Origin of the sequence: Streptomyces sp. NPDC002825 (assembly GCF_040295385.1) — a bacterium.
Taxonomy (GTDB): domain Bacteria; phylum Actinomycetota; class Actinomycetes; order Streptomycetales; family Streptomycetaceae; genus Streptomyces.
In genome coordinates this window covers 20,810-47,256 of record NZ_JBEOVH010000003.1, presented here as the reverse complement: position 1 = coordinate 47,256, position 26,447 = coordinate 20,810, and the positions used below count along the sequence as shown (strand labels likewise).

28 protein-coding genes and 1 pseudogene are annotated in these 26,447 nt (G+C 70.7%); 12 read left to right on the top strand and 17 right to left on the bottom strand.

Annotated features, from left to right (window positions below):
* Positions 1–106: 106 nt before the first annotated feature.
* On the bottom strand, positions 107–1,357 hold the full coding sequence (locus ABT041_RS04770; RefSeq protein WP_351178994.1) for a HEAT repeat domain-containing protein: 1,251 nt from the start codon (positions 1,355–1,357) through the stop codon (positions 107–109).
* A 525-nt stretch (positions 1,358–1,882) separates the two neighbouring features.
* Positions 1,883–2,737 (bottom strand): alpha/beta fold hydrolase, encoded by an 855-nt coding sequence (locus tag ABT041_RS04765; protein WP_351178991.1) that lies wholly within the window; start codon positions 2,735–2,737, stop codon positions 1,883–1,885.
* A 78-nt stretch (positions 2,738–2,815) separates the two neighbouring features.
* On the opposite strand from ABT041_RS04765, the gene ABT041_RS04760 reads away from it, so the two are divergent.
* Positions 2,816–3,781, top strand: a complete 966-nt coding sequence (locus ABT041_RS04760; protein ID WP_351178988.1) for a DUF5937 family protein — start codon at positions 2,816–2,818, stop codon at positions 3,779–3,781.
* 243 nt (positions 3,782–4,024) lie between these two features.
* Here the strand turns inward: ABT041_RS04760 and ABT041_RS04755 are convergent, their stop codons facing one another.
* From ABT041_RS04755 to ABT041_RS04745, 3 genes are all read right to left on the bottom strand, one after another.
* On the bottom strand, positions 4,025–4,897 hold the full coding sequence (locus ABT041_RS04755) for a haloalkane dehalogenase (protein WP_351178985.1): 873 nt from the start codon (positions 4,895–4,897) through the stop codon (positions 4,025–4,027).
* A 73-nt stretch (positions 4,898–4,970) separates the two neighbouring features.
* Positions 4,971–5,342, bottom strand: a complete 372-nt coding sequence (locus ABT041_RS04750) for a pyridoxamine 5'-phosphate oxidase family protein (RefSeq protein WP_351179990.1) — start codon at positions 5,340–5,342, stop codon at positions 4,971–4,973.
* 29 nt (positions 5,343–5,371) lie between these two features.
* Positions 5,372–6,064 carry an NAD(P)-dependent oxidoreductase gene (locus ABT041_RS04745; protein ID WP_351178982.1) on the bottom strand — a complete coding sequence of 231 codons (693 nt, stop codon included), beginning with the start codon at positions 6,062–6,064 and terminating at the stop codon, positions 5,372–5,374.
* A gap of 76 nt (positions 6,065–6,140) precedes the next feature.
* Here ABT041_RS04745 and ABT041_RS04740 point away from each other — a divergent pair, with 76 nt between their 5' ends.
* Positions 6,141–6,737 (top strand): TetR/AcrR family transcriptional regulator, encoded by a 597-nt coding sequence (locus tag ABT041_RS04740; RefSeq protein WP_351178979.1) that lies wholly within the window; start codon positions 6,141–6,143, stop codon positions 6,735–6,737.
* On the opposite strand, the gene ABT041_RS04735 is transcribed toward ABT041_RS04740, so the two are convergent.
* Both ABT041_RS04735 and ABT041_RS04730 read right to left on the bottom strand, forming a co-directional pair.
* Entirely contained in the window at positions 6,634–7,755 is a 1,122-nt protein-coding gene (locus tag ABT041_RS04735; protein WP_351178976.1) for an HD domain-containing protein, read from the bottom strand. The two genes, ABT041_RS04740 and ABT041_RS04735, sit on opposite strands and share 104 nt — an antisense overlap.
* A 414-nt stretch (positions 7,756–8,169) precedes the next feature.
* Positions 8,170–8,799, bottom strand: a complete 630-nt coding sequence (locus tag ABT041_RS04730) for a hypothetical protein (RefSeq protein WP_351178973.1) — start codon at positions 8,797–8,799, stop codon at positions 8,170–8,172.
* Positions 8,800–9,019: 220 nt separating this feature from the next.
* On the opposite strand from ABT041_RS04730, the gene ABT041_RS04725 reads away from it, so the two are divergent.
* Together ABT041_RS04725 and ABT041_RS04720 are read left to right on the top strand one after the other, a co-directional pair.
* Entirely contained in the window at positions 9,020–9,265 is a 246-nt protein-coding gene (locus tag ABT041_RS04725; protein WP_351178970.1) for a hypothetical protein, read from the top strand.
* Between the two features lie 75 nt (positions 9,266–9,340).
* On the top strand, positions 9,341–9,691 hold the full coding sequence (locus ABT041_RS04720; protein WP_351178968.1) for a hypothetical protein: 351 nt from the start codon (positions 9,341–9,343) through the stop codon (positions 9,689–9,691).
* A 9-nt stretch (positions 9,692–9,700) separates the two neighbouring features.
* Here the strand turns inward: ABT041_RS04720 and ABT041_RS04715 are convergent.
* Positions 9,701–10,621, bottom strand: a pseudogene (locus tag ABT041_RS04715) (ISL3 family transposase); the annotation flags it as partial.
* 42 nt (positions 10,622–10,663) lie between these two features.
* Complete coding sequence (locus ABT041_RS04710; RefSeq protein WP_351178962.1) at positions 10,664–11,308, bottom strand: class I SAM-dependent methyltransferase; 645 nt, start codon at positions 11,306–11,308, stop codon at positions 10,664–10,666.
* Positions 11,309–11,612: 304 nt separating this feature from the next.
* Here ABT041_RS04710 and ABT041_RS04705 point away from each other — a divergent pair, with 304 nt between their 5' ends.
* Positions 11,613–11,870: a hypothetical protein gene (locus ABT041_RS04705; RefSeq protein WP_351178959.1), complete on the top strand. Its 258-nt coding sequence runs from the start codon at positions 11,613–11,615 to the stop codon at positions 11,868–11,870.
* 243 nt (positions 11,871–12,113) lie between these two features.
* Here ABT041_RS04705 and ABT041_RS04700 read toward each other — a convergent pair whose 3' ends face one another.
* The 4 genes from ABT041_RS04700 to ABT041_RS04685 form a co-directional block, all read right to left on the bottom strand.
* Entirely contained in the window at positions 12,114–12,407 is a 294-nt protein-coding gene (locus ABT041_RS04700) for a DUF1330 domain-containing protein (RefSeq protein WP_351178956.1), read from the bottom strand.
* Between the two features lie 34 nt (positions 12,408–12,441).
* A complete protein-coding gene (locus ABT041_RS04695) occupies positions 12,442–13,875 on the bottom strand; it encodes an MFS transporter (protein ID WP_351178953.1) in 1,434 nt (477 codons plus the stop codon).
* Entirely contained in the window at positions 13,872–14,234 is a 363-nt protein-coding gene (locus tag ABT041_RS04690; protein ID WP_351179987.1) for a MarR family winged helix-turn-helix transcriptional regulator, read from the bottom strand. Before ABT041_RS04690 ends, ABT041_RS04695 begins: the two co-directional genes overlap by 4 nt.
* A 646-nt stretch (positions 14,235–14,880) precedes the next feature.
* A complete protein-coding gene (locus tag ABT041_RS04685) occupies positions 14,881–15,513 on the bottom strand; it encodes a hypothetical protein (protein ID WP_351178951.1) in 633 nt (210 codons plus the stop codon).
* Positions 15,514–15,987: 474 nt separating this feature from the next.
* Between ABT041_RS04685 and ABT041_RS04675 the strand changes: the two genes are divergently transcribed.
* Entirely contained in the window at positions 15,988–17,310 is a 1,323-nt protein-coding gene (locus ABT041_RS04675) for a geranylgeranyl reductase family protein (protein ID WP_502976367.1), read from the top strand.
* Positions 17,311–17,555: 245 nt separating this feature from the next.
* On the opposite strand, the gene ABT041_RS04670 is transcribed toward ABT041_RS04675, so the two are convergent.
* The gene (locus ABT041_RS04670) at positions 17,556–18,611 is read right to left on the bottom strand and encodes a helix-turn-helix transcriptional regulator (protein ID WP_351178948.1); all 1,056 of its coding nucleotides are present in this window, start codon (positions 18,609–18,611) and stop codon (positions 17,556–17,558) included.
* A gap of 158 nt (positions 18,612–18,769) precedes the next feature.
* Here ABT041_RS04670 and ABT041_RS04665 point away from each other — a divergent pair, with 158 nt between their 5' ends.
* The 3 genes from ABT041_RS04665 (at position 18,770) to ABT041_RS04655 (ending at position 21,055) form a co-directional block, all read left to right on the top strand.
* Positions 18,770–19,192: a VOC family protein gene (locus ABT041_RS04665; RefSeq protein ID WP_351178945.1), complete on the top strand. Its 423-nt coding sequence runs from the start codon at positions 18,770–18,772 to the stop codon at positions 19,190–19,192.
* Between the two features lie 99 nt (positions 19,193–19,291).
* Positions 19,292–20,386: a winged helix DNA-binding domain-containing protein gene (locus ABT041_RS04660; protein ID WP_351178942.1), complete on the top strand. Its 1,095-nt coding sequence runs from the start codon at positions 19,292–19,294 to the stop codon at positions 20,384–20,386.
* Between the two features lie 51 nt (positions 20,387–20,437).
* Positions 20,438–21,055, top strand: coding sequence for a DUF4232 domain-containing protein (locus tag ABT041_RS04655; protein ID WP_351178939.1), 618 nt, complete (start codon positions 20,438–20,440; stop codon positions 21,053–21,055).
* 361 nt (positions 21,056–21,416) lie between these two features.
* On the opposite strand, the gene ABT041_RS04650 is transcribed toward ABT041_RS04655, so the two are convergent.
* Complete coding sequence (locus ABT041_RS04650; RefSeq protein WP_351178936.1) at positions 21,417–22,055, bottom strand: TetR/AcrR family transcriptional regulator; 639 nt, start codon at positions 22,053–22,055, stop codon at positions 21,417–21,419.
* A gap of 127 nt (positions 22,056–22,182) precedes the next feature.
* Here ABT041_RS04650 and ABT041_RS04645 point away from each other — a divergent pair, with 127 nt between their 5' ends.
* Entirely contained in the window at positions 22,183–22,935 is a 753-nt protein-coding gene (locus ABT041_RS04645; RefSeq protein WP_351178933.1) for an SDR family oxidoreductase, read from the top strand.
* Positions 22,936–22,985: 50 nt separating this feature from the next.
* The gene (locus ABT041_RS04640; RefSeq protein WP_351178931.1) at positions 22,986–23,879 is read left to right on the top strand and encodes an SDR family oxidoreductase; all 894 of its coding nucleotides are present in this window, start codon (positions 22,986–22,988) and stop codon (positions 23,877–23,879) included.
* Positions 23,880–24,097: 218 nt separating this feature from the next.
* Here the strand turns inward: ABT041_RS04640 and ABT041_RS04635 are convergent, their stop codons facing one another.
* Positions 24,098–24,937, bottom strand: coding sequence for a LysR family transcriptional regulator (locus ABT041_RS04635; RefSeq protein ID WP_351178928.1), 840 nt, complete (start codon positions 24,935–24,937; stop codon positions 24,098–24,100).
* A gap of 92 nt (positions 24,938–25,029) precedes the next feature.
* Here ABT041_RS04635 and ABT041_RS04630 point away from each other — a divergent pair, with 92 nt between their 5' ends.
* Positions 25,030–25,767 carry an SDR family oxidoreductase gene (locus tag ABT041_RS04630; protein WP_351178926.1) on the top strand — a complete coding sequence of 246 codons (738 nt, stop codon included), beginning with the start codon at positions 25,030–25,032 and terminating at the stop codon, positions 25,765–25,767.
* Between the two features lie 382 nt (positions 25,768–26,149).
* Here the strand turns inward: ABT041_RS04630 and ABT041_RS04625 are convergent, their stop codons facing one another.
* Complete coding sequence (locus ABT041_RS04625; RefSeq protein ID WP_351178925.1) at positions 26,150–26,392, bottom strand: helicase associated domain-containing protein; 243 nt, start codon at positions 26,390–26,392, stop codon at positions 26,150–26,152.
* Positions 26,393–26,447: the final 55 nt, after the last annotated feature.

Below are 26,447 nucleotides of genomic sequence, written 5' to 3'. Positions count from 1 at the left end.
TCTCGTGTCTTGGTGCGCGGGAAGGTGACGCCGCGGCGGGCGAGCAGGCAACTCATCGCACGGCAGTAGGGCCGGCCCTTCCTTGGCGCGCGTTCTGCTGCGGGGTTCAGGCTGTACGGTGCACGCCGACGAAGGACTGCAGGGCTTCCTGCGAGCACGGAAGGCCGAGTTCACGCAGCCGGTCGGCGGACGAGCGGATCACCCAGGCGTGCTGATGGCCGGCGAGATCGTTCAGCAGCTGCTGCTGCGCCACTGTCAGGTCGGCGTAGCGGGGTGCGAGGTGCGGCTGCGGAGCAGGGAAGAGTCGCTCGATGGCTTTGCGGGTGCGGGATCCGGAGCGGTCCCGGGCGATGCGGGGGAGGCATGCGTCGAGCGCCTCGCGCGCGGCGGCCGGCTCTGAGGTGGGCGGGAGCGCGTGGAGGGTGCGCTCGATGTGGCCGTGAAGGTCGCCTTCGAAGTAGTCGGTCACGTGATCGAACGTGCTGTGGGATGCGGCGGTGAGTTCCGTGACGGCCCTGCCGAGCAGGACGGGGCCGACGGGCGCCTCGTCGAGGCCGGCGAGGCGGACGAGGGCAGTCGCCGCGGCCCACCGCAACAGCGGGTCTGCGGCATCTAGGTACGGGGTGATGTCGTCTACCGCGGAAGGGTGGCCGACGAGGCCGGCGGCGAGCAGCGCGGTGGCTGCGGTGACCGGGGCCTTCTCATGTGCGGCAAGGGCCATGAGGCGGGGCAGGGAGGTGGCGGAGAATTCGGGGAACCAAGCCAGGAGGTAGGCGGTCCGGGTCCGAAGACGGGCGTCATCGTCGCCGAGCAGGACAAGGAGGCCAGGGCGTTCGGTGAGGACCGCGTCGTATGCCTGCAGCGCCGACCACCGGGAGTCGAACGAGTTGCCGGCCGCCACCCAGTCCTGTATCTCCTGCAGCTTTGCGCGCTTCTCGGGATCCGTCTCGACGGCCAGCTGCTCTTCGTACCACGGCAGAAGCTCCGCCGGCCCGCACTCCGCCGCGGCCGCACGCCATCCAGCCACGTTGATGCCGGTGGTCACGCCGTACTCGTCGTGCCAGTCCACAGCCAGGCGGGTGAGCAACAGGATCGTGTCTTCGCGGGCGGCCGCAGGCCCCGCAACGGCGATCCTCGCGAGAAACGGCACGGCGACCGGAGAGGCCGAATACCGCGATCCCTGATGAAAGATGCTGCTGAACAGGCTCATGAACGCCCGCTCCCGCGCCTCATCGTCACTCCCGCAGAGAGCGCGTATACGCCCTGGAACGTCATGCGCCGACCCGTAGGCGTGCTCCAGGCCGGCCCAGTCCACATCGTCCAGTCCCGCCAGCAGCTTCTCGTACTCGTTGATCACGGAAAAAGGATGGCAGGAGGCACTGACACAGCCTCTGCGGCCCAGCAGCAGCTGGACCCGCCCACGTGGCACTGGTCCGCGGCTTGCTGCGAGTGGGGAATCGCGGCGAGCAGCTCTGAGGGACTCCAAACAACTGGCGTGCAATGCGTGGAGCCTCATCAACCAATGCGTTCACGGCACTGGCCAAGCGTTCGAAGAGGTCTTCCCGCAGCACCCGGACGCTGAGATCCTGCTGAGCCTCCCACGACTCGGCCGGGCGGCCGCGCCGATACCGCCGACGTTGAGGGAGGCGCGCCCGGCACCAGGTTGTGCGCTACGCAGGACCGCACGTCGTGTAACTGGTGCGTGCGCCAGCCACGTCCAGGTCGGCTGAGGAGACGCATGTGGACCGGTGGGCCGGCCCGGCGCGAGCTCGGGGCGTGCAGGCCGGGCGGCCCGAGTTCCGCCCGCACCGCGCCCCGGGGCGACGCGCGAGCGAGCCGAGGCACTCGATGGGGGAGCGGGCCGGGCGCTTGCTGAGCTCTGTCAGCTGGCCCGGGAAAGGAAGCGCTCCACGGTTGCTGTGAAAGTCTGCGGGTCGTCCAGCCATGGGTAGTGGGCGGCGCCCCGCTGGACGGCCAGCGTCACGTCGGGGAAGAGCGAGGCGGCGTCGGTGGCGGACTCGGCGGTGGGCCACAGGTCCATCCCGCCCGCGAGGAGGAGTACGGGGCAGGCGAGGGTACCCAGGCGGCGTCGGAGTTCGCCGGTGTCGGGTGTGTAGTCCTTGTAGTAGTGCTCGCTGACGGGGAGCGCGCGCTGGGCCGGGTCGGCGGCGGCGTGGGCGCGGGCGGCCTGGTCCCAGCGGCCGTACATCAGTGGCTCGAAGGCGAATCGATACGGCGCGGCCTCGGCGAAGGTCTTCGCGGTCTTCATGTGCCGGTGCGCCGCCACGGCCTCGGTGTGCCAGGGCTCGGCCGCGCGGGCGGCGATCACGTCCTCGGCTCCGGTGTCGGAGGGCAGTCCGACGGCGGCGAATGACGGGGTGACCAGGGTCAGGCTGGTGAGCCGGTCGGGGTGGGCGGCGGCGTAGAGCATGGCCAGGCTGCCGCCGGCGGAGTGGCCGAGCAGGTCCACGCGGTCCAGGCCGAGGTGGTGGCGCAGCGCCTCGACGTCGGCGACGAGGCGGTCGACTCGGCAGGTGGTCAGGTCGGCGGGCGTGGCCGAGGCTCCGGTGCCGCGGGTGTCGGGCAGGATCAGGGTGCGATGGGCGGACAGTCCGCCGAGGTCGCCGAGGTATTCGGCTGCGCGGCCGGGACCGCCGGGGAGGCAGAGCAGCGGCGGGCCGTCGCCGAGTGCGCGGAAGGCGAGCGCGGTTCCGTCGTAAGAAGTGAGGAAGTCCATGGCGGACAGCCTGGGCGGTGGTGGTCGGACCCGGCTACCGTTCAGCCACAGCTAAACGATCAAAGGGCGGGGGCGGACATGGCGGTGGAGATCCGGCTCTCGGCGGCCGAGGTGGCGCGGGTGCGGCTCGCGGTGTCGCCGCTGGCCGAGACAGTGCTCGGGGTGCGGGCGGCGCTCGGTGTCGGCGGCCACGAGGTGCACCGGCCGTGGGTGCGCGAGGCGCAGCCGGTGCTGGCGCAGGAGCCGGAGTCGCCGTTGCTGCGGACGCTGCTCGAAGGCTGCCTGCCGTCGTTCCTGTTCCCGGTGCCCGAGGAGCGCCTGCCGGCCTTCGAGGCCGAGGCGGCGGTCTTGCGGGCGACGGACCCGGAGTACGTCGCGGCGGAGTGCGCCGCCGCGCTGGGCACCCGGTCCGGGAGACTGCCGGGGCCGGCGGTGCTGCTGGAACGGGTCGCCGATGCGCTGACACGCTGCCATGCCCGGCTGGTGGCCCCGCACTGGGGGCGGATGCGGGCCGTGCTGGAGGCGGACCTGGGCCGGCGCGCGATGGCGCTGGTGGACGGCGGGGTGGAGGGGCTCTTCGCTCAGTTGCACGGCGATGTGGTGTGGCGGGAGGGTGAGCTGGTCGTGCACGGGCGCCGTCGTTCGGGCGCGGCGTGGACGGTCGAGGCGGACGGGCACGGGCTGGTGCTGATGCCGTCCGTCTTCGGCTGGCCGGACGTGATCGTCGACTACTCCCCGCGCACCGCCGCCTCCATCCGCTACCCGGCGTCCGGCGTCGGGCTGCTCTGGGAACAGCCCCGCGCGACGTCCGCGGGACTGTCCGCCGTCCTCGGCCGCACCCGCGCCGCCCTGCTCGCCGAGCTCGGTGAACCACTGAGCACCCCCGACCTCGCCGCCCGCCTGGGTGTCACCGCCGGCGCCGTCTCCCAGCACCTCGGCGCGTTGCGTGGCGCGGGGCTGGTGGCGACGCACCGCACGGGCCGTACGGCCGTGCACCTGCGCACCCGGACAGGGACTGCGCTCACGGCCGAGCCGTCGTGCTGACGCGGGCCGTGCAGCGCTTCGCCGCTCGATACCAGCCACATCGTGCCGGCGGGCATCTGGCCACGAGCCCTCCCCGGCAACCCGACGCCGGACATGCGCATCGGGGCCCCGCCAGGTGCTGAACGAAGAGTGCGCAACAACTGCTGTCCGAACGTCCCTTTCGGCTCAGGGTGTGTGACCTGCGCGGGTGGAGTGACGGACAAGCGTCAGGTCGGCCTCGCGACCGGTACTCGGTGAGGACGACTACCGGTGCGTCAGCCCGTGGCGTACGGCCCAGTCGTGGATCGCCGCGGCCAGTTCCTCCGGGCGGTCCTCAGGGGAGTGGTGGCCGGCGACCCCGTGGCGGGAGATCTCCAGGCCGGCGATGTTCTCCTCGCACCAGGCCACCGCCCCCTGGTCGGTCATCGCGCCCGGGCCGGGCTCGAACGCGGCAAGCAGCTTGGGGGTTTCGGGGCTGGCGGCCAGCCAGGCGTCGTAGCGCTCGACGCGTGCCACGACATCGGCGGGTTCGTCGTCCAGCGGCATCATGCGCGTCCACGCCAGTATCGGACGGCGGCTGCGTGGTGTCGGGAACGGGCGGCGGTAGACCTCCAGGTCGTCGGGGGCGAGCGGGGTGGCAAGCGTGCCCGGGAGCCCCTCGACGAACAGTGCCCTCTCCAGGATCATCTCCTCGCCGATCCCGGGGGTGCGCAGGAGGGTGAACAGCTCCCGCCCGGCTGCCGGGAATTCGTCACCGACGAGCGGCTTGATGATCGTCTCGGTGAAGGCGAGGCCACGGACGCGTCCCGGGAGGCGGGCGGCGCGGTCGAACGCGAGGGCGCCGCCCCAGTCGTGGCCGACCAGGACGGCCTCGTCGAGTCCGAGGGCGTCGAACCAGGCGTCGAGGTAGCGGGCGTGGTCGTCGAAGGAGTAGGCGAGGTCGGGCTTCCCGGAGTCGCCCATGCCGATGAGGTCGGGGGCGAGGAGGCGGCGTCCGGGCGCGGCCACGCCCGGCAGGACGTTGCGCCACAGGTGGGAGGAGGTCGGGTTGCCGTGGAGGAAGACGAACGGCAGTCCGTCGGGGTCGCCGGACTCGCGGTAGTGGAGGGTGGAGTCGAGGACGGGGATGGTGGGCATGGCGGTGTCACTTCACCTTTCGGTGATTCGGGAAATTCCATGGGGACGGCGTACCGGGGGCTCGTAGCGCGAGTCAGAGGTTCAGGCTCAGGACGCGGTCGACGGCGATCTCGATGACGACCAGGTCCGGTGGGGCGGGCGGGGACGCTCGGTAGCGGGCGGTGTAGCGGCGGATCGCCTCGGCCAGGCGTACGGGGTCGTCGGTGACGGTGGCCCGGCCTTCGAGGGTGGCCCAGCGCACGCCGTCCGCCTGGCAGAGCGCGACGCGGGCCACCGTGCCGGCTGCTGCCACGTTGCGGGCTTTGCGGGCTCCTGCCCGGGTGGTCACGCGGGCCAGGCCGGTGGCCGCGTCGAAGGTGAAGCGGACGGGGGTGACGTGCGGGGTGCCGTCGGGGCGGAGGGTGGTCAGGGTGGCCGTGTGGGGGCGGGTGAAAAACCCCTGCATGCCACCCGTGAGCTCGATGGCCGGCCGGCTCACTTCTTCTTCACGCCCTCGTTCCAGATCAGCTTGGCGATGTTCGGCTTCACCGCCGTCGTGATGACGCCCATGGCCGTTCGGACGTACCGCCGCTCCTCCAGCTCGCGCAGCATGCTGGCGGCGAGGTCCACGCGCGCGGTGAAGACGCCGTCGGCGCTTGCCTCGGCAGTGCGGTAGTCCGTGACGACGGGGTGCTCGAAGAGGCCCGAGGGCCGTACGAGGGTCCAGTCGAGGTCCGTGGCGCGGATCTCGGCCTCCATGCGACGCATGTCCTCGTGGAGGGTCCTGCCGAGACGTCGGTTCACCAGCGGGTCGAGCACGTGGTTGAAGAAGTGCGCGCCGGTGGGGCGCCAGCTCGGATCGGCGATGCTGGAGCTGACCACGAGCAGCGGCTTGATGCCGTGGCGGGCCATGCCGTCGGTGATGGCGGTGGCGCTCGCCGAGTACGTGGTGATGGTCTGCTTGCTGAAGCGTGCACCCAGCGCGGACAGGACGGCGTCGGTCCCGCCGAGCGCGGCATGGACAGCCGCCGGGTCGGTGGCGTCGGCGACGGCCACCGTGAGACCGGGCCGCGCGGAGAGGGAGCCGGGCCGGCGGGTCACAGCCACGACCTCATGGCCGGCGGCGAGGGCTTGGTCGGTGAGGTGGCGGCCGGTCGGTCCATTGGCGCCGAAGACTGCGATACGCATGGTGGCGGGCGATCCCTTCGTGTGATGGCCGGAACGCCCTTGACTGTGCCGACCACGAAACGCAGGCTCAACGCTGATGAATAACGCCGCCCCTGCCCCCGCCCGCCCTCGAGGCCGCCCCCGAGGCAACCCGCCGACCCGCGAGTCGATCGTCTCGGTGGCCCGTGCGCTGTTCCTGGAGCGCGGCTACCGGCGCACCACCCTGCGTGCGGTGGCCGCAGCCGCCGGAGTCGACCCTGCGCTGATCTCCTATCACTTCAGCTCCAAGAAGGGCCTGTTCGCGGACGTGATGCAGTTCCAGTGCGCCACCGCACTCACGGTGGAGGACGTCCTGGGCGGCGACCCGGCCACACTCCCCGGCCGTCTGATCGACGCGGTGACGGATCTGTGGGAGGACGCCGACTTCCGCCGGCTCACCGCCGAGGGCGATGAGGCCGCGGAGGTGATCCGCGAATACCTGGAACACGAGCTGTTGGCCCGGCTTGTTGAATTTCTCGGCGGCCGGGAGGCAACCGCCCGCGCCACGGCCGTGGTGACCATCCTCGGCGGCCTCATCTACACCCGCTACCTCAACCCTCTCCCCACCCCCGCCACCCTGTCCCCGTCCGAGACCCGCCGCGCACTGATCCCGGCTCTCCGCGCAGCCCTGAGCCCACGGCCGCGCACCGCGTGACGGCTGCTCGGAACGCGCATGCGGAGACGAAACGGATCAACGAGAACAGGCGCACAACAGCCACGGCGAAAAAGGACTTCACAGAAGTCCCGCCGGAACCCGAACGTCGAGTTCTGGCACGACTTCCGTGAAGGCCAACCGATCCTCGGCGTCCGAGCCCGACTCGACCGTGTGCGCGATGCGGTGCGGTGTCCGCCGGAGCCGGAGGCGATGCGGGCTCATCGCTGGCACGGTTGCAAGCAGTCGCTGTGCCACCCGTTCGTTGTTCGAACGTCGACGCGGCGGCCGTTCTCAGGTCGGCACCCTCCCCGGCCGGCCGTGGACGTCGGGCGGTACGTCGGCCTGGCCAAGCCACGACCAGTACTCGGCCCTCGCCTCGTACGGGCAGTCGGTGTTGAGGTCGGTGAGGGCGCGGGTTCGACAGGATGCGTTCGGCGAGGCCGCCCCGCACGGAGGCTGCCGGGGAACTGTCCGGCTTGCGTACAGCTTGGTCGCGGAAGCAGGCCAGGAACTCTTCCGCGAGACCCTCGCGGGGGTACCGGGCCAGGACCTCCGCCCGGAACCCGGGCGTGAAGTCGTCCGCGTTCCGCCCGGAGATGTCCACACCGGTGGCCCGCTCCAGAAGGTGGCCCTCGGGGTCTTCCCGTACGTCCACCGAGTCCCACATGTGCCGCACGATGACCTCGGACAGCCGCTGCCGACGCTCCACCGGCCACCCTGCCCCGGCACCGAACACCCAGGCCACGTGCCCGCCGGCCTCGTCGAAAGCGACGGTGTGGCTGTCGAACTCCGGGACCAGCCCTATGTCGTGGAGCGGCGCCGCCACGTAGAGCAGCTCGACGTCATACTCGATGCCCCGGTCCGCAGCGTACGCGGAGGCCCATATAAAGGACCGCACCGAGTGGTTCAGCAGGGCCGGCGTGCAGTAGGCGGTGGCGACTTCGAGAGCGGCGGCGCAGGCGGCGGTGTCGGGAACGGCGGGTACGGCCAGAGCGTCGCGGGGCGTGTGCAGAGGCATGGAGGCGAGTGTGCAACCAGCCTGGTCCAACTACGAGCTGGGACCGGGGAGTCGATGCGGGGCTTCACGGCGGGCGAGGTGACTCTGGTGCTGGAGATGGCCGCGACGGTCGCGTCTCCCAGTACGGTTGAACCTTCCGCCTGCACGACGGCCGTATCCCTTCCCCCATGCCTGTCTTCGGCTCCGCCCCCTGGCGGGCCATCATGTCTACCACCGGTCGGACTTGCGACGAGGCCGTCCCCATGGCGTAGCGCGCTGCGCACCGTGGGGACGGCGTGTATCGACGGTCCGGCCGAAGCAAGTACCCGAGTGCTCTTGAAAGCGAGCGACATCGTCCCCCTCTTGAAGGGGGCGCTCTCGGCGCCGAACGACAATCGCTCTCACTCGAACCTCATCTACAGAACCACGTGAAGATCAGTCGTGGGGTTTGTCCCCGGCTATGGTTTGGCGGCGGCCTCCCGCGGAGGCGGTCAAGGCGTCCGCGACGGTCGCGGCGTCCGCGTCCGCGATGTCCGCCGGGTATTCGGGCAGCAGGTCGTCCCACACGGGCAGCCACGAACCGTACAACTGCGCCTGCCCGGCGGGTCGGGCGAAGAACCAGATGTGCAAATGCGCCGCACCGTCCCCGATCCGGTACACGTGGGCGCGCGAGATGTGCGGCAGGGCCTGCACGTGACGGACGATGTGCGTGGTCAGCACGCCCAGCTCGGCTGCCAGCTCGTCGGGCAGGTCGGCCATGTCGTGATGGTCGAGCGGATGCAGCATGAGCACCAGCGGCACTCCGACGCCCTTGATCCGAGTCAGCCGCCAGTTGTCGTTGAACCAGATCCCCTCATCGCGCTCGCGGCAGGAGTCGCAGTCCGACGGGTCTTCGCCGTGCCGCGCAGGCTCGGGCTGGACAGGCGGCCGCAGGGGTGCCACCCGCAGTCCCTCCTCCTCGAACGGGCTGATGTCCCAGCCGGTCATCCGTGCCAGCGGAAGCCGGTGCTCGGCGTCCGAGGCCGCAAGTGCATGGTCGTAGAACTCGTCAGGTCGCAAAGCCATGATGCGAAGACTAGTGCGACGTCGGCGAGATGGGGGGTCGGGGTGAAGTGCTCAGACTGCGGCCCGTTGGCTCTGTTCGCGGGAACGGGCTCTGGTCCACTTTCTGTGGTGGCTCACGGATCGTGATGTCGGTGGTGTGTGGTGGGATAGCCGGACTCTGCCGTTGATCTGCTGGGAGGCCGTCCTGATGACGTCTTCGTACCCGTCCCTGACTCGTGCCTTGGCCGAGGCGTTGGTCGATGTCCTGTGGTTCATCGACGGAAGCGAGGACGAGCAGATGGATCAGGACGACGCGGTCAAGGTGATGGAGGGCGTCGCCCACGTGGTCAGCACGCTGTCGGACGATCAGCAGCAGGAGCTGATCGCCCTGCTCGGGGAGATGGCAGCTGCCGAGACCAATCCCGCTCGTCGTGAGTTCCTGGAGGAGTTCCCAGAAGGCTTCTGGCTCGTCGACGATCCGTCCTGAAGGATTTCAGCTTGCCGTGCAAGGCAGGCACCCAACCGTGCCGCGTCGGTTGATCCTCCACCCAGGCTCGTCACCATGAACTCGACGATGTTGGATAGCGGCATGGTGAGACGCAATAAGGAGAAGAAGAAGCGGCCCGCCTGGGGCGTTCCGAAGGGGATCGTCCTGTTGGCGATGCCGGAGGGGTGGCGCACCAGTGTCCTCACCGAAAGCGGAAATCTCTGCGGGCGGCTGGACGTGCCGATCGACACCACCCCGCAAGGTGCGCGGGCTGCGGCGGCGGTGATGGTGACGGAACTCGCGCGAGATTTCCACGACACCGACGTGGAGGTGAGTTGGGATCCGCCCCAGGAGCCTTGGTCATGGACCGCCCAAGTCATCCTCATCGCCGAAAACGAACCGCCTTCGCCGGGCGCCGAAGGTTGAACGGGAAGCTCAGGAGTGGAGCAGGGCGCGCTTGCGGACGAGTTCGAAGCCTGCGCGGCCGAACATCTGGCGCTTCAGCATCTTGATCCGGTTGACGTGGCCTTCGACGACTCCGGAGTTCCACGGCTGCGAGAGTCCGGCGGTGACGGCGTCGACGTCGCGTTCCAGGTGCCGGGCGAATCGCTGGAGGCTGGGCAGGTCGGTGGCGGTTGCCGCTTCGATCCATGCTGGCAGTTGGTGGCCTTGCAGCTGGGTGAGCATGTGTGCGAAGGAGCGCACGTGCTCGGCTAGTGCGTCTAGTTCGTGGCAGTTGACCAGCACGGCCTTGAGCTGGAGCTGGTCGTTCTCGGTCAGGGCGTCGGGGTGGCTGAGGATCCAGCGGGTGACGGCGCGGGCGGTTGGCGGCCGGGGGCCGACCGGCCGGGGCTTGCCGCGTAGGTTCCGGCTGACGTAGGCGCGGACGTTGCCGTAGCCGTCCGGGTAGCCCTGTGCCTTGATCTCCTCCCACAGTTTCCTGGTGTTGGTGCAGCCTTCCTGCCATCGCTGGTCGAGGTAGGGCTTGTAGGCATCCAGCTTGGTGGGACGACTTTGCCACTGGCCGGTGAACAGCTGCTCGGGCTCGGTGGCGCGGGAGAATCGGAGAACGGTGTTGAGGCCCATGCCGAGCTGCCGGGCGATGGACCGCTTGCTGTGACCGGCGGCCAGCAGGGCGTGGACGGTGGTGTGCTTGGCGCGGGTGTGCTCGGCGAAACGGTGGCCTGTTGGCCACGGCGAGGACGCGGGCGACTCCGGCGCCTGGTGTGGCTCCTCCGGTGACTCAGGTGCGGGCCGAAGGCAGGCGCGGTGCCGGTAGACGCACTTCTCGGCGGCTTCGCCGAGGTTGTGCCAGAAGTGCCATCGGTCGGCGACCTGGAGGGCTTGAGGGGCGCCGCGGAGTCACACCCGATCAAAGCCCCGTGTTGCCGCCGCACTTCAGTCGGCCTGGCGCTGTCGTGTCGCAGAACGCCGAGCCCAGAACAGGACATGGCCGCTGTCGCCCTCAGTCACGAACTCCTCGTGGACCACGTCGAAGCCCGCCTGCACGAGCCACGAGCGGTTCGTAGCGGCGTCGGCATGACTCCACCACATCGCGGCCCCGCCGCCGAGCCAGTTCTCATCGGTCCCCGTCCAAGCCCGATGCCCGGTGGTGCTCAAGAACCAGCCGCCCGGCCGCAGCCAGGAAGCGATCTGCTCCAGCAGGGCCGGCTGTTCCTCCACCGGAATGTGGATGAGGGCATACAGGCAGACGACGGCGTCGAAACCACCTTGGGGAAGCCCCAAGGTCGTGGCATCGGCCCGGATGAAGTCGGCGCCCGGCACGAGCTCCCTGGCCCTGCGGATCTGGACCTCACTGATGTCGACGCCCGTCACGTGGTGACCCGCCGCGACCAGAGACCGTGCTACGGGAACCCCGGTGCCGCACCCGATGTCCAGGACGGTGCCTGCCTGAGGGAGGCGACCCAGCAACTCCTCGATCCACGAACCGTATTTCGTCTCGCTGCCGAATGCCTGCTCGTAGCGCTCAGACAGCACGTCGTACCCGCGCCGGACCACTTCCTTTGGATCTTCAACGTTCACGCGCGCACGCTACGGCGCGCCTGTCGGGAGCGCGACCGCTTTTCGCTCGGGTCTCGTGGCCGAGCCTCCGCCTGAAAGGAGACTGGCCCGCCTCTGTGTCAGCTCGTCTGAAAGCGCGCCATTGGCGAAGGTGCTCGGTAGGCGCTGCGAGGATGATGGACGGGTGTTGGTCAGGGTGGAGGCAGTGCGGTTGGTCTGGTCGGGGCCCATGTTCGTCCGAGTGCACTCGGCAGTGGGCACCGCTGTGGTGCTCTGGGAGGGAGCGCCCCATGCGGTGGGGCGAGACCACCATGTCGAGTGGACCGTGGATGAGGACATCGTCTGGGCGGAGAACGCTCGGTCAAGTACCGATGGGACGCCCGAACTGCGTGAAGACGGTGACCGCATCGTCTTTCGTGGCCGGCTGTGTCTCGACGAGGACGCAGGTGCGGCCCTGGAGGTGGGTGGCTCGGTGATCCTGCTGGATCTTGCCGACTCGCACCTGCCCGACGGTGTCGACGGGTCGTGGGTCGAGGTTTGCGTGGCGCCGGACAATGTCGCTGTCTGGCCCTACGACGCCTGACCGCCCTGAGCGGCCAGGCGTCGCGCCCGTGAGCGGGGGACTCGCGAGCCCTCCCGCGCTACCACTGCTCCGCGACCTGCTCGTCCTGACGCACCTCGAACTGGACCGCTGACAGGCGTTGAGGCCGAAGACAGCCGCCCACGACCAGCACGAGCCCCCCACGAACCCCGCCGCACCACCGGCCGGACCCTCGAAAACCAAGATGGAGGGTCCTCAGTGATGATCCGACTGGACCCCGGTCGGTCAGTCGAGGCCTTCGACGATGCGGAAGTCGCGCTCGACGCCGTCCGAGAGGGCGACCAGCGCCTCCTGGTAGGCCGCGCTCTCGCGCGTCGCGACGGCCTGCTCGAAGCTGTCGAACTCGATCAGGATGGTGCGCTCGGCGATTCCGGCGTCGTGCGCGACGACCTGACCGCCTCGGACGAGGACCCGACCGCCCCCGGCCGCGACGGCCGAACGGGCCAGCTCGTTGTAAGCAGCCAGCTTCTCGGGGTCTGAAATGGTGCGGTAGACGCTGACCCAGTAGCCCTTGGGCATGGAACCTCCAGTGGTGGGATGAAGTGCATCTGACTTACGGGTTGGTCGCGGACGAGCGTCGGAGGGCGAGAGCGAGGCTTGTCAGCGTCGTGATCGCCATGGCGCCGATGCCGACCAGCGCCGCGGTGGTGTAGGCGCTGTCCTCGGGGAAGAGGTGGCCGGGGCCGGTGCCCGCGGCGAGAATCAGGCCTCCGACGGCGCTGCCCAGGGAGTACCCGACGCTGCGGACGACGTAGTTGAAGCTCATGGCGCTCGACGTCTCGCTCTTGGGAGTGACGGCAAGGATGACGCCGGGCATCGCGGCCGAGAAGCCGCCGACGCCGAAGCCGAGCACGCCCATCGCCACGAACAGGTCGGCAAGGTCCGACCGCGCCACCGCGAACAGGGCGAACCCGCCGCCGACCACGACGGCGCTGCCGGCCAGGAGCAAGGCGTCGGCGATCCGTGTCCGGACGCGCGGCGTGAGCTTGCCGGCGACGAACCCCAGCACCGAGAACGGGATGAGGACCAGCCCGGCGACGAAGGTCGTCAGCCCGAAGCCGTACCCGGCGCCGTCCGGCGTCTGCGCGTACCGGGTGACGAGCGTGAGCAGGAGGTACATGCCGATCCCGCCGACGAACATGGCGAGGTTCGCCCCGGCGACCGCCGGGTGCCGCAGCGCCCGCACATCGACCAGGGGCGTCGTGCTGCGCAGCTCGATGACGGCCCAGACACAGAGCAGCACCACGGCGACGACGGCGAGGCCCGCCGCCACGGCGAGGTGCCGGATCCACAGACTCCGTTCGCCGGCGAGGATCAGCACCAGGAACAGGGCAGCGGCCAGGACGACCGCGCCTGCCACGTCCACGTGGGCGGAGCGGCCTTCGGGGGCTGCGGGCATGGAGCGCCACGCGGTCAGGAGGGCGGCGGCGGTGACGACCAGGCCGAGGCCGTAGGCGGCCCGTACCCCGCCCAGCTCGGCGAGCAGTGCGGCCAGCGGGTAGCCGACGCCGGCCCCGATGACCGAGACCACCGAGATCAGGGCGATCACGGCCGCGCTGCGCTCCTCGGGGAGGTGGTCCCGGGCCACGCCCATCATCAGCGCCGTCAGCCCGAGCCCGACGCCCTGAGCCGCCCGGCCGACCAGCAGCCACGCGAAGGGCAGCGATAGCACGGTGAGCGCGCTGCCGGCGACGACGACCGCCAGCGTGGCAAGGATCGTGGCCCGCCGGTGTGGGCCGGCCCCGAGTCGGCCAAGGACCGGCGTGGCGACGGCGCCGCTGAGCAGCGCGACGGTCAGCGTCCACTGCGCGCTGCCGAGCGATACGTGGAACGAGGTCGCCACACTGGTGATGAGCGGCGTCCCGAGGCTGGCGACCGCCGCCACGACCAGAGCGATGAACATCAGAGCCGGGATCAGCAACCGCGTCTCGGAACGCGCCACCGGGAACGCCTTCACCGCGACCCCGCCGACCGGCTGCTCGTTCACTGCTTCGGCCCTTCGCGGTCCTGGCTTTCGAGCTCTGCCAGATGCTTCAGCGCCGGAAGGGCAGCCACCAGCGCCTCGACCTCGTCGCCGGTGAGCTCACCGATCAACCGCTCGAACGCGTGGACGCCCGCCTGTCGCCGCGTCCGGACATAGGCGGCCCCGGCCTCGGTCAGGCACACCAACGTGACCCGCCTATCGGACGCGTCCCCCCGCCGCTCGACCAGGCCGGACTCCTCCATCACCCGGACCAGGGCGGTCATCGCGGGCTGGGTGACGCCCTCGACCGCGGCCAGATCGGTGATGCGCCGCGGGCCGGTCCGGTCCAGGGTGGCCAGGGTGGCGGCGGACGTCAGGCTCATGTCCCGAGGCAGACGTCTCGCGGCCCTCGTGGCCAGGCCGTAGAGGGCAGCCCCGATGGCGGCGGACGCGCCAGGAGCGGTGTCTTGACGACTCATGCTCGAAGCATAGCGCTTTTATATTAATAGTCTATGTAAATGCTCGGGACTGGCGCGGGCGGCCCAGACGGCTGGGGGTCGGTGACGTCTCAGTGTCGGCGACAGTCGGCGGCGCGGCTGCGGTTCGCCTGTCGCCGTTGACGGAGGAGGCGTTGGGCTTGCGGGCGGTACTTGGCGTCGTTGGGCACGTGACGCACCGGCAGGGGGCGCGTGAGGCTCGGCTGGTCCTGGCGGGGGAGCGGGAGTTGTCGCGGGCGACGGGCCGTGCGTATGTCGCGCCGGAGTGCGCTGCCGCGTTGCGTACCCGGTCCGGGAGACTGTCGAGGCCGGCGGTGGCCTGGAGCGGGTCGCCGATATGCTGACACGCTGCCATGCCCGGCTGGTGCCTCCGCACTGGGGGCGGATGCGGGCCAGCGAATACCTGCGGTGCCGTAGCATCCACACGATTCCGGAGAAGACCGACAACCACGCCTCCCGCCTGCCCAAAGGCTCACCAGGCGAACCGCCATCCGGCTTCGACGAAGAGTGGTGCAAGCATCGTCCAGACGTTCTAGCCGTTGACTCTGTAATGGAGCGCTGTCTCGCCAGTCGCTTCGCCAAGCTGCCGTGCCATCTCTTCGACGATCAGGTCGGCGGATTCCAACGAAGCAGCGCCCTCGACGGATACGGCCCACGTACCAGCGAGCTCCCATGAGACGGAGATCAGAGCTGTTCCTGTACGGAAGGAGTGATCACCCTCCGCCTCGGCCGGCTCACAGGCCCGTGAGCGAGGCTGGAAGAGCGTCGCGTAGTCGACCCCAGGTAGCGCGGGCCAGTCGTTCCCGCTGGAGGTGCTGATCGTGTACTCCGCCTCGACGAGGCCGTGCGGACGCTCCTGACCGGTGAGCTCGGTGGCATCCCGCGCGTCGTCGTAGGGCATTGGCTCGTTCCCCTTCACTACCCACGGCGCGGGATACCTGGCATGGCACCCCGTGCACCGAGCAGCCGACGTCCCGAACTCCGGGCTCGTCATGATGCTGTGATGCGACGAGGACACCGCGCGCGTTGTGTAGCCGTTTGCGGTCGTCTCCAGCGCCGGCCATCTGGGGCAACGCTCACACGGTCCGCTCTTCGCGAACGTCTCGTCGCCAGGTGCATCGTGGGTGTTCCTCAGCGTCTTGAAGAGCCTTCTAAGCGGCCGCACGAGGCCTCCTTTGGTGACGACCCCACGCGTTGATCACGCAGTCCTGGCGAGTGGGACAGGCTACCCCCGAGGCGGGACGAGCAGCCTTGGTCAAGGGGCGCCGGCCGCATCGTCCTTGCCGAAGCCGGGCGGGCACCCCCCGGGCCCGGCCCCGGCGTACGCGGTTCACGGCCTGGTCCCTCTTCTCGGGGATGACGTGGCGGAAGCTTCGTCGCCGCAGGTAGGCGCGGGTCCGAGAGTTGCTGTCAGCACTGACGCTGTCCGGCGTGGTCCGTGGGCGGCCAGGCCCAGTGGCGGCATCCAAACGCGCTCCATGACGGGCTCGAACTGCGTGGGGGCGGCGATGGAGACGTACACCACCGTCACCGTCACCATCACGGGCGGGACCCCTCGCGCGAAGTCCTTCCCCGCCGGGCAGCCGCCTTGGCCGCGCCGATCGGACTGCCGGTGCCTGGCGGCGGGCATAGTAGGGGAGTGATCACCAAAAGTGATGGGATCGGCGGCGGTGGTGGGGGAGCTGAGGGCGCCGGTGACGAGGATGCGCAGGTCATCGTGGTGGGGGCGGGACCGGCTGGTTCCGCCGCCGCGGTGCATCTGGCGCGAGCCGGTGTGGAGGTGCTGTTGCTGGAGAAGAGCGGCTTCCCCCGGGAGAAGGTGTGTGGTGACGGGCTGACTCCGCGCGCGGTGCACCAGTTGGTGCGGCTGGGTATCGACATCGACGCGCCGGGCTGGATGCGCAACAAGGGAATGCGCTGGGTCTGCGGCGGGCACCAGGTGGAGCTGGACTGGCCTCGCTTGGGTGCTGTCCCCGACTTCGGGCTCACCCGCAGCCGGCACGATTTCGACGACCTGCTCGCCGCCCGCGCGAGCGCCACCGGAGCGCGCCTGCGCACCCATGTGAAGGTGACGGGCACGCTGACCGACCGGGCGGGGCACGTCGTGGGCGTCACGGCCTTGCGTGGGCCGGACGCGGAGCCGGTGCGCTATCTCGCCCCGTTGGTGGTCGCGGCCGACGGCGCCTCGGCGCGTACGGCTGTGGGCCTGGGGTTCGAACGGGACGCGAAGCGGTCGGTCGCGGCGGCCGCCCGCCGCTACTACCGCAGCCTGGCCCGCACCCACGACCCCTACCTGGAGCTGTGGGCCGACCTGCGCTGTCCCCGCACCGGAGCCGACCTGCCCGGATACGGATGGGTGTTCCCCATGGGCGACGGCCGTGTCAACGTGGGCCTGGGAGCCCTGCCGCAGCAGGGCCGGCGCCGGCCTGTGGACCTGCGGGCGGCGCTGGACCACTGGCTGCCCCGCCTGCCCCAGGAGTGGGGCCTGCACGAAGAAAACGCCGATTCCCCCTTGCGCAGCGCGCCGCTGCCGATGGGGCTGAACCGGCGACCGCAGTACCGCGGGGGTCTGTTGCTGGTGGGTGACAGCGCAGGCATGGTCAGCCCGTGGAGCGGTGAGGGTATCGCCCAGGCGATGGAGGCCGCCGAGGTGGCGGCGCAGACCATCGCCCTGGCGCTGGCCCGGCCGGCCGGCCCGCGCCGGGAACACGCGCTGCATCAGTACCCGGCCGAGATCCAGCGTCGCTGGGCGCGCTACTACCGGCTGGGAAACCTCGCGGGCGATCTGCTCTTCTCCCGGTTCGGCTACCGGCCCATCCTCCACCCCCGGGTGATGGCCTCGCCGCATCTCCTGCGGGTCTTGGCACGCCTGCTGACCCACGTCAGCGACGAACCCGCCCAGGACACCACCGACGCCGTCCTGCACGCACTCCTGCGCCTGGTCCCCGTACCCCGGCGATAACCCATGCCCGCCGGCCCGTGCCGCCTCGCGCAGGCCCGCGACGCGAGGCGGATATCCGGCACGCAAGCTGCCCCACCGCTCCTTGCCGGCCCCGGGGGCCTTGTTCTGAGCTTGCCGCCTCGCCGCGTTGGATGGCTGTGTGGTGAGACGACTGAAGAAGAAGCGGCCTCTTTCGCTCTGCCCAAGAGGGTCGTCCTCTCGGCGACGCCGGACGGGTGCGGAGCCCTTCGGGCGTCGTGTGGGGATCAGCGGTGGGTCTGTGGCGGATAGTCGACGGGCTCGAGCGGCGCGGCGGTTTTCGTTCTCACGGCATCCGGGCCGGTCTCGGGTCTTGCGGCGGCGCGGGTGTAGCGGGCGGCGAGGTCTGCGAAGGCGGCGGCCAGCTGGGGCGGACCGATGACGTCGATGTCGGTGTCGAAGCGGCCGATGGTCGCGGCGAGTCCGGTCCACGACCAGGAGCCGAGGGTGAGCCGGCAGCGGTGCGGGTCGAGTTCCTCGACGACTCCGTCATGGGCGAAGGGTGCGACCTCGGAGGCCGGGAGGTGGAGGACGACTTCGCCGCGGCAGGGCCAGTCGGTGGTGGTGCCGTCGTTGCCGCGGAATCGGCTGGTGATGAAGGTGGAGACGTTGCCGCCGGGGAGGTCGCGAGGGGTGAAGCGGGGGCCGGTGGGCGTGCGGGGTCGGATGCGCTCGACGCGGAAGGTGCGCCAGTCCTGGCGGCGGACGTCCCAGGCCACGAGGTACCAGCGTTGGCGAAAGATGACCAGATGGTGGGGTTGCACCCGGCGGGGATCGTCGCTTGAAGTGCCGGGGGCTGGGGTGTAGTCGAAGCGAAGTTCCTCGCGGGCGTGGATGACGCGGCTCAGGTCCATCAGGATCTGAGCGTCGACCTGAGGGGTGTCGCCGGTGGCCTCGGGCGGTTGGACGGCGGTGACGTGCAACAGGTCGATGCGGTGGCGCAGGCGGGTTGGCATGACCTGGCGGAGGGTGGCCAGGGCGCGAGTGGCGTCTTCGGCGACTGTGGTGCCGGCGGCGGCGGTCTGCAGCGCGACGGCCAGGGCGACGGCCTGGTCGTCGTCGAACAGCATGGGCGGCAGGTGAGTGCCGGCCTCCAGGCGGTAGCCGCCGGCCGGTCCTTTGAGGGTCCTGATCGGGTAGTCGAGTTCGCGCAGGCGGTCGATGTCACGGCGCACGGTGCGCGAGGTGATGCCGAGACGCTCGGCGAGATCATCGCCGGACCAGTCACGGGGCGTCTGAAGGAGCGCGAGCAGCGCGAGCAGCCGGGCAGATGTCTTATGCATGGCACCATCATCCCCGGAGTACCGGACACAACCTGTCCTCTACCTCTGCCATCGTGACACACGAGCCGTTCGGGAGGCACCAGCCCCGGTCCGGCAGCCGCCGCTCGGCACCGACGGCCGACGGCGCACATCCGTCACACCAAGGCAAGGAACAGATCATGTCCGTCACGACCACCACCCACCTGAACTTCCGGGGCACCGCACGCGAGGCGCTGGACTTCTACCAGTCCGTCTTCGGCGGACGCACGATCGCCGTCACCTACAAGGACGCGGGCGCCGTGCGGAAGGAGAGCGAGGCGGACTGGGTGATGTGGGGCGAGGTGGCCGGCGACAACGGCTTCCACGTCATGGCCTACGACGTGCCGTCGCAGTTGCCCTGGGACCAGGGCCAGGACCCGTTCTTCGTCTCCGTCCGCGGCGACGACGCCGAGGAGATCGGCGCCCTGTGGGGCAGGCTCGCCGAGGGCTCGACGGTGGTGCGTCCGCTGGACCCCGCGCCGTGGGCGCCGCTGTACGGGATGCTCACGGACCGCTTCGGCGTCACCTGGGTCCTGGACGTCACCGCCCCGTACAACGGCTGATCCGGCCGACCTGACAGGCCTGCGCCGTCCGGGCCGCCGCTGCCCCCTGGCGGTCCGGACGGCGCGGGCACCACCCACCTGGAATAGCGGAAGGAAGCAGTGACCGTCCTCGACAGCCGCGCCCTGAACCGCGCCACTCTGGCCCGCCAACATCTGCTCACGCGCAGCGACACCTCCGCGCCCGAGGCGGTGGCCCACCTGTGCGGCCTGCAGGCGCAAGAGCCCCAGGAACCGTTCATCGGGCTGTGGTCCCGCATGGCCGACTTCAAGCCCGAGCAACTCGACGATGCGCTGACCGGCCGCACCGTGGTACGCACCCACCTGATGCGCCGCACCGTCCACCTCGTCACCTCCGACGACGCACTCGCCTGGCGAGCCCGCCACGACACCATGCTGCGCCAGCGAGTCCTGGGGACCTACCCGCGCGAACTGGCCGGAATCGACCTGGACGAGCTTGCCGCCGCCGGCCGCTCCGTCATGGCCGACCAGCAGCCCCGCACCATGCGCGAGCTCGTACAAGCCCTCGAAGACCGCTGGCCCGACCCACCCCGCCGCGTCCTGGGCGAACTGCTCGTCGCCGCCCTCATCCCCATGGCCCAACTCCCGCCCCGCGGCCTCTGGCAGCAGACCGCGGGCGTACGCAACCTGCCGCTGGCCACCTGGCTGGAGCGGGACATCGACCCCCTTCCCGCCGATGGCAGAGATCCCATAGGGCAGCAACTGCTGCGCCGCTACCTCGCCGCCCACGGGCCCGCCGCCAGCGCGGACCTGCGCGCCTGGTGCGGCCTCGCCGGACTTCCCGCCGCCGTCAAAGCTGCCCGGGAAGAACTCGTCGTCTTCCGCGACGAACGCGGCCGCGAACTGCTCGACCTGCCCGACGCACCCCGCCCCCACCCCGACACCCCCGCCCCGGTCCGGTTCCTGCCGGCCTTCGACAACGCCGTCCTCGGCTACCACGACCGCGGCCGCATCATCGACGCCCCCTACCTCGGTCTGTCCGTCGCGGGCCACCGCATGGTCCTGGTCGACGGACGCGTCACCGCCACCTGGACCGTGCGCAGCAACCAACTGCGCATCAGTCCCCTGCGGCCCCTCACCGCCCTCGAGCAGGAAGCCGTCCGCGCCGAAGCCCAGGACCTGACCACCTTCCTGGACGAGGACATCGAGCACGTCCGACTCGACACCGAAAACTGACGATCACCCAGGTTTCGACGTGACCGGACAGTTCGCACCTCTCGGAGGACCATGAACCCGCGCCTGTCCCGGCTGACCCTGGCGCCGTCACGACTGTGGCACTCGGCCTGGGGGCGGTCGCCTGCACCGGAGGAGACGCGGACCCCGCCCCGTCGAAGACGGCAGGGGGGCAGCGACGGCAGCGGGGGCCGCGTCGGGTGGTGGTACCGGCGCTGCGGCCGGCGTCTCCCCGGCCCGTTCCTCGGCCGCGCCGGTGCCCGCGGCGACCAGGCCGCCGGCCGGTGCCACACGTCCGAGCTGAAGGCGGACGTGAAGATCCAGCCCGACCGCCCTGGCTCGGCCATGGTGATGCTGGTCAACAAGGGCACGCGAACCTGTACGGTCTTTGGGTACCTGGGATCCGGTGGGCTGCTCGCCGACAACAGCCGGGTCGACATGACCACCGCGCGCGTCGCCCAACCCTGGCCGCCGACCCAGATCACCCTGAAGCCGGGGACCACCGCCTTCTCCGGCCTGGCCTGGGCGCCCTGCGGCAAGCCGGACGCCAGCTGCCGGGTCCTGTCGGGGCTGGTGGTGACGCCGCCGGACGAGACCACCCAGCTGACCGCCGCGGTGCTCGGCGCCGACGGAAAGGCCGTCCCGCAACTGACGGTCTCGGCGGCGGCCTGAAGGCCGGTACGCTGCAGCCGTCCAACCAGGGCGTGCTGCTCCCGTAGCGGTGTCCACGCCGTCGCCGGGCGGGCGTGCGCGGGCAACCGCATCGCGTCCACCCGAAAGCCCGCACGTGCGTCGGGCGTGCGGGATGCCCGTCGCCGCACGGACGTTCACTGCCCCTGGGCGGGTACCGAGAACCGGCACACCAAGCTCCGGCCGCGCTTTCAGCGGCCGGGGCTTGCCACATGGGTGGAGGCCTTGGGGCCCTTGCCCGGTAACGCCGGGCGGTGGGTCAGCCGGCTTCTCCGCATCCTGGACGTGGCACTTCCGGCAGGGGCGTAGGAACGGCTTGCGCGAGCGCCCCGGTCCCATTCGCCTACGGTCGTAGGCCGCGCATCAGGTTGGCGACGAGTCCGGCCACGAATTCCTCGGTGACGGGCTCGTCGGGGATCAGTAGCCGGTGGTAGCAGGCGCCCCAGAGCTGGTCGACGACGATGCGCGCGTCCACGTCGGCCCGCAGCTGGCCGCGTTGCTGGGCGCGTTGCAGGACGTCGACGGCCAGGCGGCGGCGCGGGCCGGAGTAGTGCTCGCGGAAGGCGGTGGCGAGGTCCGGGTCGGTCTGCGCCGCGCCGATCAGTTCGGTGACGATGCGGCCGGCCGGGGTGTCCGCGGTGAGGTGGACGAAGGCGCGCAGTTGGTTGAGCAGGTCGGCCTCGATGTCGCCGGTGTCGGGGAAGGCGAGGGTGTTCTCGACCGCGGTGAAGTAACCGTCGAGGGCGAGCGCGCCCTTCGAGGGCCACCACTTGTAGATCGACATCTTGCTGACGCCCGCCGTCGTGGCGACCCGTTCGATGGTGAAGCTTGCCATGCCTTCGTCGAACAGCAGGGTGCCTGCGGCGGCGAGGATGTCGCGTCGCACCTCGTCGGCCGGTCGCCGGCCCCGGCCGCGCCGTACCGGTGCGTCGCCGTCCGGGGTGGTACTGGTCTCTTTGCCTGCGGTCGATGGCCTGGCCACGCGGCCTCCTCGGGTCGGTTCGATGAGTCTTCCCCAGATTATATGGACGCAGCGTCTACATCTCGCTAATATGGACGCAGCGTCCATTACGTGCCGGGTTCCTCCGGCCGCCGGAAGGAGTCCTCCCATGGCCACCAACGACACCCACACCGCCACCCCGCGCGTCGCCGTCGTCACCGGCGGGTCCGGCGGCATCGGCCGGGTCGCCGCCGAGCGCCTGGCCGCCGACGGCCTGGCCGTCGTCGTCTCCTACTCGGGCAACCCCGCCCCCGCCGAGGAGGCGGTGCAGGCGATCGAGAAGGCAGGCGGCACCGCCATCGCCGTCAAGGCGGACGTCGCCGACGAGGCCGAGGTGACCGCCCTGTTCGACGCGGCCGAGGAGCGCTTCGGCGGCGTCGACGTCGTGGTGCACGCCGCCGGGATCATGCTGCTCGCGCCCCTGGCCGAGCTCGACCTCGCCGACTTCGACCGGATGCACCGCATCAACGTGCGCGGCACCTTCGTCGTCGGCCGGCAGGCCGCCCGCCGCGTCCGCTCCGGGGGCGCGATCGTCAACTTCTCCAGCTCGGTCACGAAGATCGCTCTGCCGACCTACACCGCCTATGCCGCCACCAAGGGCGCTGTCGACGCCATGACGCTGATCCTCGCCAAGGAACTGCGCGGCCGCGACATCACCGTCAACGCCGTCGCCCCCGGCCCGACCGCGACCGCCCTGTTCCTGGACGGCAAGCCGGAAGCTGTCGTCGAGAACCTGACGAAGATGTCGCCCCTGGAGCGACTGGGCACCCCCGACGACATCGCCGAGGTCGTCTCCTTCCTGGCCGGCCCGGCCCGCTGGGTGAACGGCCAGGTCCTTTACGCCAACGGCGGCGTCATCTGAACACCCGCCGCCCCACCCCTTCCCGAACGCTCGAAAGGAACGTGAACAGCATGTCCAAGACCGTGCTCATCACCGGTGCGTCCAGCGGCTTCGGCGCCATGACCGCACGCGCCCTCGCCGACGCCGGCCACGTCGTCTACGCCGGCATCCGCCACACCACCGGCCGCAACCGCCCCGCCGTCGCGGAGGCCACCCGCTACGCCCAGGAACACGGCGTCGACCTGCGCGCCGTCGAACTCGACGTCGGCGACCAGGCGTCCGTGGACGCCGCCATCGCCACGATCGTCACTGCCTCGGGCCGGATCGACGTGGTCGTGCACAACGCCGGCCACATGGTCCTGGGCCCGCTGGAGGCATTCACCCCGGAACAACTGCACGAGGTGTTCGACGTCAACGCGGCCTCCACGCAGCGCGTCAACCGCGCCGTACTGCCCCACCTGCGCCGGCAGGGCGACGGCCTGCTGGTGTGGGTCGGCTCGACCAGCACCCGCGGCGGAACCCCGCCCTACCTCGGCCCCTACTTCGCCGCCAAGGCCGCCATGGACTCCCTCGCCGTCACCTACGCCGCCGAGGTCGCCCGCTTCGGCATCGACACCACGATCGTGGTCCCCGGCGCATTCACCTCCGGCACCAACCACTTCGCCCACTCCGGCCGCCCTGCCGACACCACCGTCGCCGACGCCTACGAGGCCCGCTACGCGGGACTGTCGGAGCAGGTCGGCGAACGCCTGGCGGAGATCACCCCGCCCGACGCGGACCCGGCCGAGGTGGCCGCCGCGATCGTGCGCGTCGTCGACACCCCCGAGGGGCAGCGCCCCTTCCGTGTCCACATCGACCCCGTGGACGACGGCGCCGAGACCGTCAACCGCGTCGGTGACCTGGTGCGCAGCGCCTTCTACCACCGCATCGGCCTCGACGACCTGCTCACCCCGCACCTCCCCTGAGCCCGGCCCAGGACGATCGGTACAGCGGTCAGCGGGGGGTTGATCTCGACCTCAGGGGGACCGCAGCGCGGCATCGCCGGGGGGAGTGGCGCGTCCGCGCGGAGCACCCCGCAGGCGCTGTTCCAGGCTCGTCCATTGCCGCCGGCCTCCCCGGAGCCTGGCTGCCAGTTCCTTGATCGGGGCTGTCGTCGGGTGGCCGCCGTCCTCCTGATCCGAATTCACAGGTGGGTGGCGACGCGGACCAGGTCAGCGACTGCACGAAGGCGGCTCTGCGGCGGCCAGGCGATCACCGTCGTCACCGGCGGAGCGTCCAGGACCCGCACCGCCGCGAGGTCCCGGCGCAGGTCAGCGCCGGCCGACTCGGGAATGACCACGGTGGTACGGCCGAGCGCGATCAGCTGGAAGACCTGTGTCAGGTTCCGTACCTCCGCGCCCGGTCCTTCCGGGTAGCTGCCGCCGGGATCGGGCCAGCGGGCCATCGGGAGCTCGGGCAGTGCGGTCACGTCGGCCATCCGGACCTGGGAGCGCATGGCGAGCGGGTGTGAGGCCGGCAGGATCGCGACCTGTCCCTCGGTGTACAGGATTTCGGTGTCGAGCCCGGCTGCCGAGTCGAAGGGCAGGTGCAGCAGAGCCACGTCGGCCTGTCCCTCCTGCAGCAGCTGCCGGTGCTGGTGCGCCTCGCAGATCAGCAGATCGACGGTGGCCGCGCCGGGTTCCGCGGCGTAGGCCTCGAGCAGTTTCGTGAGCAGCTCGCCACCGGTGCCGGATTTGACGGCGAGGACGAGGCTGGGGTGTTCCTTGGCGGCCCGTCGGGTACGCCGCTCGGCCGCGGTCACCGCGCTGAGGATCTCGCGTCCTTCGGCCAGCAGCACGGTTCCGGCCTCGGTGAGCGTGACCTTGCGGCTGGTACGTTCCAGCAGCGCGGTGCCGAGCCGCCGCTCGAGCTGGGTGATCGTGCGGGACAGGGGCGGCTGGGCTATCCCGAGGCGCTGGGCGGCCCTGCCGAAGTGCAACTCCTCGGCGACGGCGACGAAGTACCGCAGCTCGCGTATTTCCATGAGTCCAGGCTAAGACGGCAGGCGGCTGATCGATACCGCTCGGGTATCGCTGCACTACCGAGAGGGTGTTGGTGCCCGGCTGCAGCGCAGGCATGCTCGCTTGCATGAACGAGAAGACGATCGCGCTGGTCACCGGCGCGAACAAGGGAATCGGCTATGAGATCGCGGCCGGACTGGGCGCACGGGGCTGGAGCGTCGGTGTCGGCGCCCGGGACGAGCAGCGCCGGAACGACGCCGTGGCGAAGTTGCGTGCGGCCGGTGCCGACGCGTTCGGCGTGCCCCTGGACGTGACCGACGCCGGGAGCGTGGCCGCCGCAGTCCAGCTGATCGAGGAGCGGGCAGGACGGCTGGACGTACTGGTCAACAACGCCGGCGTTGCCGGCGGCTGGCCGGAGGAACCGACGACCATCGACCTCGAGACCGTGCGGCGACTGCTGGAGACCAACGTCCTCGGCGTCATCAGGGTCACCAACGCGATGCTGCCGCTGCTGCTCCGTTCGGCGCACCCGCGCATCGTCAACCAGTCCAGCCACGTCGGCTCCCTGACACTGCAGACCGCGCCCGGCGTGGACCTCGGGGGGATCAGCGGGGCGTACGCGCCGACGAAGACCTACCTCAACGCCGTCACCATCCAGTACGCCAAGGAGCTGAGCGGCACCAACGTCCTGATCAACAACGCCTGCCCCGGTTACGTGGCCACCGACCTCAACGGATTCAGCGGGACGCAGACCCCCGAGCAGGGCGCGGCGATCGCCATCCGGCTGGCCACCCTGTCGGACGACGGCCCGACCGGCCAACTGTTCGACGACAAAGGCGTCGTGCCCTGGTGACCTGACCGCGGACGCGTTCCTCGTCGATCAGGCCGGGGCCGCCGCGTCGGCCCACGTGCATCCAGCGAAGATCGCTGTTGCTGGGCATGGTCCCGACGAGATCGCCTTCGACGCCGGCGCCGCGCTCGGTGTCCCCGCGCTGACCGCGCACCGTGCGCTCACCGTCGCCGAGGACGGGCCGCGCCTCCAGTTCCTGGTGCTGTACACGGCCGGTCCGGAGGCATGCGCCGCAGCCGCCGAGGACGTCGCCGCCGCAGTACGCGATGGCGCCCTGCCGGTCGGCGAGGAGCACGGCCTGCCACTGACCCGCTTTCCGCTCCACCGGACCGCCGACGCGCACCGCGCAGTGGAGAGCGGCAGATCCCGCCCCGGACCGGCGCTGTCAGCCGCCGGCGGCCTCGGAAGCGTGAAGTGCGTCCAGGAGCGCGGTCTGTTGCTCGGTCAGCTTCCCTTCGACACGGACCTTCGCCTGCTTGAGCAGCCACGCGCCGGGCCGAAAGGACGCGTCGTCGCCCAGGCCGGTGCGGTTGACCGGGCTGGCGACGGTGCCGTCGGCGGCGAGGTAGCCGAGCATCCGGCGATAGGAGCGGTTCCAGTCGGAGTCCAGGCACCACAACGGGTCCATGGAGTGAGCTCGGCGTCCAGGCCGCGGTCGAGCACGTCGGCCGAGCGCTGGCAGG

Coding starts and splice junctions, on each gene's coding strand:
- ABT041_RS04765 (WP_351178991.1), bottom strand. CDS start 2,737: ATGGACTTCCTCACTTCTTACGACGGAACCGCGCTCGCCTTCCGCGCA.
- ABT041_RS04760 (WP_351178988.1), top strand. CDS start 2,816: ATGGCGGTGGAGATCCGGCTCTCGGCGGCCGAGGTGGCGCGGGTGCGG.
- ABT041_RS04755 (WP_351178985.1), bottom strand. CDS start 4,897: ATGCCCACCATCCCCGTCCTCGACTCCACCCTCCACTACCGCGAGTCC.
- ABT041_RS04750 (WP_351179990.1), bottom strand. CDS start 5,342: ATGCAGGGGTTTTTCACCCGCCCCCACACGGCCACCCTGACCACCCTC.
- ABT041_RS04745 (WP_351178982.1), bottom strand. CDS start 6,064: ATGCGTATCGCAGTCTTCGGCGCCAATGGACCGACCGGCCGCCACCTC.
- ABT041_RS04740 (WP_351178979.1), top strand. CDS start 6,141: ATGAATAACGCCGCCCCTGCCCCCGCCCGCCCTCGAGGCCGCCCCCGA.
- ABT041_RS04735 (WP_351178976.1), bottom strand. CDS start 7,755: ATGCCTCTGCACACGCCCCGCGACGCTCTGGCCGTACCCGCCGTTCCC.
- ABT041_RS04730 (WP_351178973.1), bottom strand. CDS start 8,799: ATGGCTTTGCGACCTGACGAGTTCTACGACCATGCACTTGCGGCCTCG.
- ABT041_RS04720 (WP_351178968.1), top strand. CDS start 9,341: ATGAACTCGACGATGTTGGATAGCGGCATGGTGAGACGCAATAAGGAG.
- ABT041_RS04700 (WP_351178956.1), bottom strand. CDS start 12,407: ATGCCCAAGGGCTACTGGGTCAGCGTCTACCGCACCATTTCAGACCCC.
- ABT041_RS04690 (WP_351179987.1), bottom strand. CDS start 14,234: ATGAGCCTGACGTCCGCCGCCACCCTGGCCACCCTGGACCGGACCGGC.
- ABT041_RS04670 (WP_351178948.1), bottom strand. CDS start 18,611: ATGCATAAGACATCTGCCCGGCTGCTCGCGCTGCTCGCGCTCCTTCAG.
- ABT041_RS04665 (WP_351178945.1), top strand. CDS start 18,770: ATGTCCGTCACGACCACCACCCACCTGAACTTCCGGGGCACCGCACGC.
- ABT041_RS04655 (WP_351178939.1), top strand. CDS start 20,438: ATGAACCCGCGCCTGTCCCGGCTGACCCTGGCGCCGTCACGACTGTGG.
- ABT041_RS04645 (WP_351178933.1), top strand. CDS start 22,183: ATGGCCACCAACGACACCCACACCGCCACCCCGCGCGTCGCCGTCGTC.
- ABT041_RS04640 (WP_351178931.1), top strand. CDS start 22,986: ATGTCCAAGACCGTGCTCATCACCGGTGCGTCCAGCGGCTTCGGCGCC.
- ABT041_RS04635 (WP_351178928.1), bottom strand. CDS start 24,937: ATGGAAATACGCGAGCTGCGGTACTTCGTCGCCGTCGCCGAGGAGTTG.
- ABT041_RS04630 (WP_351178926.1), top strand. CDS start 25,030: ATGCTCGCTTGCATGAACGAGAAGACGATCGCGCTGGTCACCGGCGCG.
- ABT041_RS04625 (WP_351178925.1), bottom strand. CDS start 26,392: ATGGACCCGTTGTGGTGCCTGGACTCCGACTGGAACCGCTCCTATCGC.